At 47.8% G+C, this 6515-nt stretch carries 6 protein-coding genes and 1 pseudogene; 5 read left to right on the plus strand and 2 right to left on the minus strand.

Annotated features, from left to right (window positions below; genetic code table 11):
- Positions 1-111: 111 nt before the first annotated feature.
- Together EAO33_RS06275 and EAO33_RS06280 are read right to left on the minus strand one after the other, a co-directional pair.
- Complete coding sequence (locus tag EAO33_RS06275; RefSeq protein ID WP_120945923.1) at positions 112-750, minus strand: ABC transporter ATP-binding protein; 639 nt, start codon at positions 748-750, stop codon at positions 112-114.
- Positions 751-2052, minus strand: coding sequence for an apolipoprotein N-acyltransferase (locus EAO33_RS06280; RefSeq protein WP_235853102.1), 1302 nt, complete (start codon positions 2050-2052; stop codon positions 751-753). It lies immediately after the preceding gene.
- Between the two features lie 98 nt (positions 2053-2150).
- Between EAO33_RS06280 and EAO33_RS06285 the strand changes: the two genes are divergently transcribed.
- The 5 genes and pseudogenes from EAO33_RS06285 to EAO33_RS06305 form a co-directional block, all read left to right on the plus strand.
- Positions 2151-2702, plus strand: coding sequence for a CvpA family protein (locus tag EAO33_RS06285; protein ID WP_120945925.1), 552 nt, complete (start codon positions 2151-2153; stop codon positions 2700-2702).
- Positions 2703-2711: 9 nt separating this feature from the next.
- Positions 2712-4202: a lysine--tRNA ligase gene (gene lysS, locus EAO33_RS06290; RefSeq protein WP_120945926.1), complete on the plus strand. Its 1491-nt coding sequence runs from the start codon at positions 2712-2714 to the stop codon at positions 4200-4202.
- A gap of 1 nt (position 4203) precedes the next feature.
- Positions 4204-5448, plus strand: a complete 1245-nt coding sequence (locus tag EAO33_RS06295) for a serine hydroxymethyltransferase (RefSeq protein WP_120945927.1) — start codon at positions 4204-4206, stop codon at positions 5446-5448.
- 9 nt (positions 5449-5457) lie between these two features.
- Entirely contained in the window at positions 5458-6000 is a 543-nt protein-coding gene (locus tag EAO33_RS06300; RefSeq protein WP_120945928.1) for a DUF1882 domain-containing protein, read from the plus strand.
- Between the two features lie 30 nt (positions 6001-6030).
- Positions 6031-6515 (plus strand): annotated as a pseudogene (locus EAO33_RS06305) (SPOR domain-containing protein); the annotation flags it as partial.

Below are 6515 nucleotides of genomic sequence, written 5' to 3' on the forward strand. Positions count from 1 at the left end.
TAGTAAGGAAACACGCCCGTATTCTAACATAAAATAACCGCTTCAATCCACAACATAGCCAAATTTTGAGAAATTCCGCGCTCTTGCGAGCACACCCTAAAAATCAATAGGTTAGAGTAATTTCAATCGTTGTTGTTCTAACAAATAAGTGCGCGTGCAATCGCACGCCATTTTCTCATCATGGGTAGCTAGAATAAGCGCGCCTTGTTGGGTGCGGATATAGGCATGCATGGTCTGCATGACAGCTAGGGCGGTGGCGCGATCTAGATTGCCCGTTGGCTCGTCTGCAAAAATAATTTTGGGGCGTTTAGTGAGAATGCGCGCAATGGAGAGTCGTTGTTGCTGTCCCCCGCTAAGTTCCCCCACACTGGAGTTAAGCAAGTGGGCGATTCCTAGCGTGTCTAATAAGTCTTGGGAAATGGGTTGTTGGCTTAAAATAGAAGCCACTTGTAGGTTTTCCAGCGCGTTAAAGCCCTTGAAGAGATAATGGGCTTGGAAGATGATTCCAATGTCATAACGGCGGATATGCAAGAGAGTTTTCATGGGCAGGCTATAGATGTCTTCGTATTCTAGCAAACGCACCACCCCCTCTAAAGGCTTTAGCATGGTGGAGAGGTGGTTGAGTAAACTAGATTTGCCACTCCCACTCACCCCCAAGAGCGCGATGGATTGTCCAGCGCGCACGCGCAAGTGCAAGTCTTTATAAAGCCAGTTTTCAAAGCGGTGTGCGATACGGGTGGCTTCTAGCATTTACAGTCCTATGTTTTGATCGCCTAACAGGGTGGGGGTTAAGATATAAGAGGGGGATAAATTCGTGCTGTGGACAATGCTCTTGGCAAAGCGGCGCGCGTAGTATTTCAATAGCATGCGTTGCAAAAAAGGTTCAATGCTAGGCACAAACCACGCGTTATTGCTCAAAATCACAAAGATGTCTGGGCTATGCGGGTAAGCCAGCGCGCTAGTGCCCTCATAGCACACTAGGGGGCGGAATTTAAACCCCTTAATATCAAAATCTCTAAAAGCAACCCCACTGCCCAAACTAAAGAATGCCTCTCCAAAAAAGAGTTTTTCTAGGTAGTCAGCTAACAATTTAGGCAAGGGCATGGTTTCTCCAAAGGGGGCTAAGATCACTTTGTGGGCGTATTGGTAGGTCTTGTTAGCAAATACATAGGTGGAATTGTAGAGCATGCGTTTTTCTTGGTAGAGCGCGCCGGTGATGATGGTGATACGCGCGCTTAAATCCAGTAAGGTAGAGAGAAACGCGCTGGTATTGAGCACGAAAGGGAAGGCGGTTTCAGGCAAGATCACCACTTGTTTGTGCTGGGCGATCGCTTGGTGGATGATCTGCAAATTGTGCGCGACAATTTCTTGAAGGTGATCGCGTTGCCATTTGAGGTCTTGGGCGGTGTGAGTGGTGGCGACTTTGAGGTGAGCAAAAGAGGGGTTTGATCTAGAGGCGTGCCAATCAATGGCTGACACAAAGAGCGCACAGGCTAATAGCTTCGCATAGAAGTGCGCGGAAGTCCTGAGAAATAAAAAGCGTTGGCTTTGGGGTTTGAGCAAGGCAATAGCGCTAAGCACGCATAAAAAACTCAGTTTGTCCACCTTGAATACCGAATAAGCAAAAAAGGCATCGGGCACAAACCAATCAAAGCCAAAGGGGTGGATATAGCTAGCCAGCCATAATGCCAGCACTCGATAAAGAGGCGAGCCTAACCAGCAGAGCAGATAAAACACCCCCCCATAGCACAGAGCGACTAGGATCACCATAAGCGGGATCAAAAAAGCGTAGTCGCTGTATCTAAAACTCAACGCGCACCAATAAAACAAGCCCAAACCCACCAGAAAGCCAAAGTTAAAGGACTTGGATTTTTCTACGCTAAGGCATGCCCACATGCCCAAGGGGGCTAGAACACTCTCTAGGATCACTAGCGCTAAGGGGTGCTTGGGTAACATAGCACCCACATACAAGGGTGCTAGAAAAAGCAAGGCTTGCCCCCAATGCGCGCGCAATACAAGCCGACCCCAATCTTTCATCTCTAGCGATGGCAACCATGTTCCTTGCGTGTGTCAAATATCCATAATTTTAAGCTTACAGAGTTTATAATTCTAGGATAGATTGTCTTAAATTCACTTGGAAATGTGCGTTAATGGGTTATATTGATCTGATCTTGGTAGCTGTTATCATTGTCATAGGAATCCGTGGCTTTTACAACGGGTTGGTTGACGAGGTAGCGGGGATTCTTGGGATCGTGTGTGGGGTGTATATGGGTTCTAGGTTTGCCTCTCTCGTGGGCGCGTGGTTTTCTGCGCATGTCCATGATTTCCACAGCCCCTCTATGGCAAGTTTAATCGGTTTTACCCTGGTGCTAGCAGGAGTGTGGATTTTCTTTTTGATCATGGGCGTGGTGGTGAGTAAGGCGGTGAGTTTTAGCAATTTGGGCGCGATCGACAAGATTTTGGGCTTTGTTTTTGCGTGCGCTAAGATGTATCTTGTCTTTGCCTTTTTGCTCTATGGGGCTTCGCGCTTTGGGTTCATGAAAGCGATGGATACTTACATGCGTGCCAATAGCCAGTTTTACCCCACCATGCAAGAAGTAGCCGCCTATGTGATGCAACGCCCAGAAATCCAAGAATTGGGCAGGGTGATTCAAAACAAAGCCCAAGAAATCCAAACTGACCACCCCCAAAACACCCCATAAGAGTTCCCAATGTTTGACAACCCTTATATCCGACAACGCCTAAGCAAAGCCCAGCAGTTGCGCGCCCACCATTGTAACCCCTATGACAACAGTGTTAAACGATCCCTAAGCAACGCGCAGTTTTTACAGACCTTTAGCGCGCTAGAAGTAGGACAAAAAGACATGGCTAACACACACGCGCTAGTGGGGCGCGTAAAGTTTATGCGTCTGATGGGCAAGGCGTGCTTTATCAAAATAGAAGATCAAAGCGCGTTATTACAAGTGTATCTTTCACAAAATGATTTAGGCAAAGAAGATTTTGATCTTTTTAAAAAATGCGTAGAAGTGGGCGACATTGTGAATGTGGAGGGCTATCCCTTTGTTACCAAAACCAAAGAGCTCAGTCTACACGCCACCTCTTATAAAATATTGACTAAGGCAGTTGTGCCTTTGCCTGAGAAGTTTCATGGCTTGAGCGACATTGAATTGCGTTACCGCCAGCGCTATGTAGACTTGATCGCCAATCCGGAGGTAAGGGAGGTGTTTAGACAACGCAGCGCTATTGTCGCGTGTGTGCGCGCGTTTTTTGAAAAAAAGGGCTTTTTAGAGGTAGAAACCCCCATGATGCACCCCATTGCCGGGGGAGCCAATGCGCGCCCTTTTATCACCTACCACAATGCTTTAGAAGTAGAGCGCTATTTGCGCATTGCTCCAGAATTGTATTTAAAACGCTTGGTAGTGGGGGGGTTTGAGGCGGTGTTTGAAATTAACCGCAATTTTAGAAATGAGGGCATGGATCACTCCCATAACCCTGAATTTACCATGCTGGAGTTTTATTGGGCGTATAAGACCTATGAAGACTTGATCGCCATGACAAAAGAACTCTTTGGCGTGTTGCTAGAGCATTTGGGCTTGCCCACAAAACTCCCCTATGGAGATGTAGAAATTGACTTTGGGGCGTTTTCTTGTATGCCTTTCAAACAGGCTTTAGTGGAGATCGGGGGGCTTACCCACGCCTTGCTAGAGGACACTGGGGCGTTAAGCGCGTTATTGCAAGCAAATGGCGTGGATGTGAATGGCGCGTTGGGGGGCGCGCATTTGCTTGCAGAGGCGTTTGACACCTTTGTAGAACCCAAGCTCATCAACCCGACTTTTATCACACATTACCCCATTGAAATTAGCCCCCTAGCACGGCGCAACGACATTGACCCTAGCATCGCCGATCGCTTTGAGCTCTTCATCGCGGGCAAGGAGATCGCCAATGGTTTTAGCGAACTCAACGACCCTCTAGATCAGCACCAACGCTTTGAAGAACAGGTTAAAGCCAAAGAGAGCGGGGATGAAGAGGCGCAGTTTATGGATAGCGATTATGTGTGGGCATTAGGGCATGGCATGCCCCCCACAGCTGGGGAGGGGATTGGCATCGATCGCTTGGTGATGTTGCTCACCAACTCTAAAAGCATTAAAGATGTGATCTTTTTCCCAGCTATGAAACCTTTAAAATCCAACCAAAGCGAGTGATATGGACTCCCATTTACAAACAAACGATCCGCAAATTTTTGATCTCATCTTTCAAGAGTGGCGACGCCAAAGCGAACATTTAGAGATGATTGCCAGCGAGAATTACACTTTTGAGAGCGTGATGGAGGCGATGGGGAGCGTGCTCACCAATAAATACGCGGAGGGGTATCCCTTCAAGCGCTATTATGGGGGCTGTGAGGTGGTGGATCGCATTGAAGAATTAGCTATTGAGCGGGCTAAAAAACTCTTTAATTGCGCGTTTGCCAATGTGCAACCCCATGCAGGTAGCCAAGCCAATATGGTAGTCTACCACGCCCTATTAAAACCCCATGACAGAATTTTGGGCATGGAACTTAGCAGTGGGGGGCATTTAACCCATGCCTCACCTGTGAGTTGGACGGGCAAGCATTTTCAAGGCTTTTTCTATGGAGTCAATGAAGAGGGTTGGATTGATTACGATGAGGTGTTAAAGATCGCCAAAGTCGTGCGTCCTAAACTCATCGTGTGCGGGTATTCAGCCTACCCTAGGGAGATCGATTTCAAGCGTTTTAGAGAGATCGCTAACGAGGTAGACGCGCTTTTGATGGGCGATATAGCCCACATCGCTGGGTTGGTCGTGGCTGGTGAGCACCCCCACCCCTTCCCCCACTGCCATGTGGTCAGCAGCACCACGCACAAGACTCTTAGAGGTCCTAGGGGGGGCTTGATTTTAAGTGATGATCCAGAAATTGCTGGCAAAATCGATCGCGCGCTTTTTCCGGGTTTGCAGGGTGGACCTTTGGTGCATGTGATCGCGGCTAAAGCCGTAGGGTTTTTAGAAAATCTCAAACCAGAGTGGAAAACTTACGCGATCCAAGTCAAGCGCAATTTACAAACCCTCGCCCAAGCTTTACTAGGGCATGGGTTTGAGTTGGTGAGTGGGGGGAGTGATAACCACTTGCTCGTGATGCGCTTGCATGGGTATAGTGGTAAAGACGCGCAAATCGCCCTAGATAACGCGGGGATCACCACCAACAAAAACAGCGTGCCCGGGGATACACGAAGCCCGATGTTTACTAGCGGGTTAAGACTGGGTTCAGCCGCGCTCACCAGCAGGGGCATGGGAGAGCAAGATTTTGTCTTCATCGCACACAAGATCGCCCAAGTGCTAGAGAATATCCAAGATAGCGCGCAACACGCCCGCATTAAAGAGGAAATCATCGCGTTTTCCAAGCGCTATAAAAGCTATGAAAGTCCAATTTTCTAAGGGAGTCGCATGGTAGAAATGGATTTGCAACTCATCAAGTTACAAACAAGCCACTACTTCGTGCAACAGCCCGGTTTGGGGCAACGCATAACTTATTTGGGGCGTTGTTTTTACGACAAGTTTGCTAAGGTAGAAGCTAGTTTGACTTCTGTGCTGATCCAAAAGCACTGGCGCAAGGAAACCACCATCGCGCATAATTTGATCTTGCCTAATAACAAGGTAGAAAATATCGTCTTTGACTACAATGGGCGCACCCCTGATCGCTTTTACCACAAGGCGCAACTCTTACTGCGCGAAGAGGGTTATATCAACTTTACTGCCTACGAGAGCAAAACCCCCGGGCATTTGCATTTGTATGTGCACAAGGGGCACACGGAGCTAAGTGAGGGCTATAGGCTAGCCAAGACTTTGTCCATGAAACTAGCCCAAAACCTGCCCAATGAATGGCGCACCTTTCCTAATAGCGATCTTCCCTTGCTTTTCAATATTTTGATCTTGCCCTATGGAGTCTTTGCCAAAGAGAGGGGTTCAAGTTGGGCAAGGCATATGTGATGGACTTTAAAACCTCAAAAGGACAATCTCATGGATAATTCAGAACTCAATAAGGATCTCAACAAACAACTCAATGAGGCGCTAGACGAGCACGAAGTGAAGAGCTCCAAACTCAAGAAGACTTTACTCATTTTAGCAGTAGGTCTTATTATCTTGGGGGTGGTGCTAGTAGTGTTTTACAAGAGCACGCGCGAGCCGGCTAAAAGTGCTGGGAATCATGAAGAGCATTTGTCAAAGGTGGGCAATCTCCATGACAATAACTTTGATCAAAAGGGCTTTGAAAACTTGACTTTAGAACCCGCCACCCCCAAAAAAGAGGAGGACAAGTTCGATCAAATTGTCAAGGATATCCAAGCCAAGCAAGTGCAAAAAGTGCCAGAACCTCCCATTGTGCTCCCCACCAGCCCCCTAGATAAAACTCCCCCCCCACCTCCTCCTTTAAAAATAGAACCCCAACACCCCAAACCCCCGCTAGAACAGCCCAAAGAAGCCACCAAAGTCAAGCATGAAAAACC

Origin of the sequence: Helicobacter labacensis (genome assembly GCF_003660285.1) — a bacterium.
Classification (GTDB): Bacteria; Campylobacterota; Campylobacteria; order Campylobacterales; family Helicobacteraceae; genus Helicobacter; species Helicobacter labacensis.

What these genes read in the sequence shown, in the direction of transcription:
- EAO33_RS06275 (WP_120945923.1), bottom strand. Translation starts at nt 750, where the DNA reads ATGCTAGAAGCCACCCGTATCGCACACCGCTTTGAAAACTGGCTTTAT.
- EAO33_RS06285 (WP_120945925.1), top strand. Translation starts at nt 2,151, where the DNA reads ATGGGTTATATTGATCTGATCTTGGTAGCTGTTATCATTGTCATAGGA.
- lysS (WP_120945926.1), top strand. Translation starts at nt 2,712, where the DNA reads ATGTTTGACAACCCTTATATCCGACAACGCCTAAGCAAAGCCCAGCAG.
- EAO33_RS06295 (WP_120945927.1), top strand. Translation starts at nt 4,204, where the DNA reads ATGGACTCCCATTTACAAACAAACGATCCGCAAATTTTTGATCTCATC.
- EAO33_RS06300 (WP_120945928.1), top strand. Translation starts at nt 5,458, where the DNA reads ATGGTAGAAATGGATTTGCAACTCATCAAGTTACAAACAAGCCACTAC.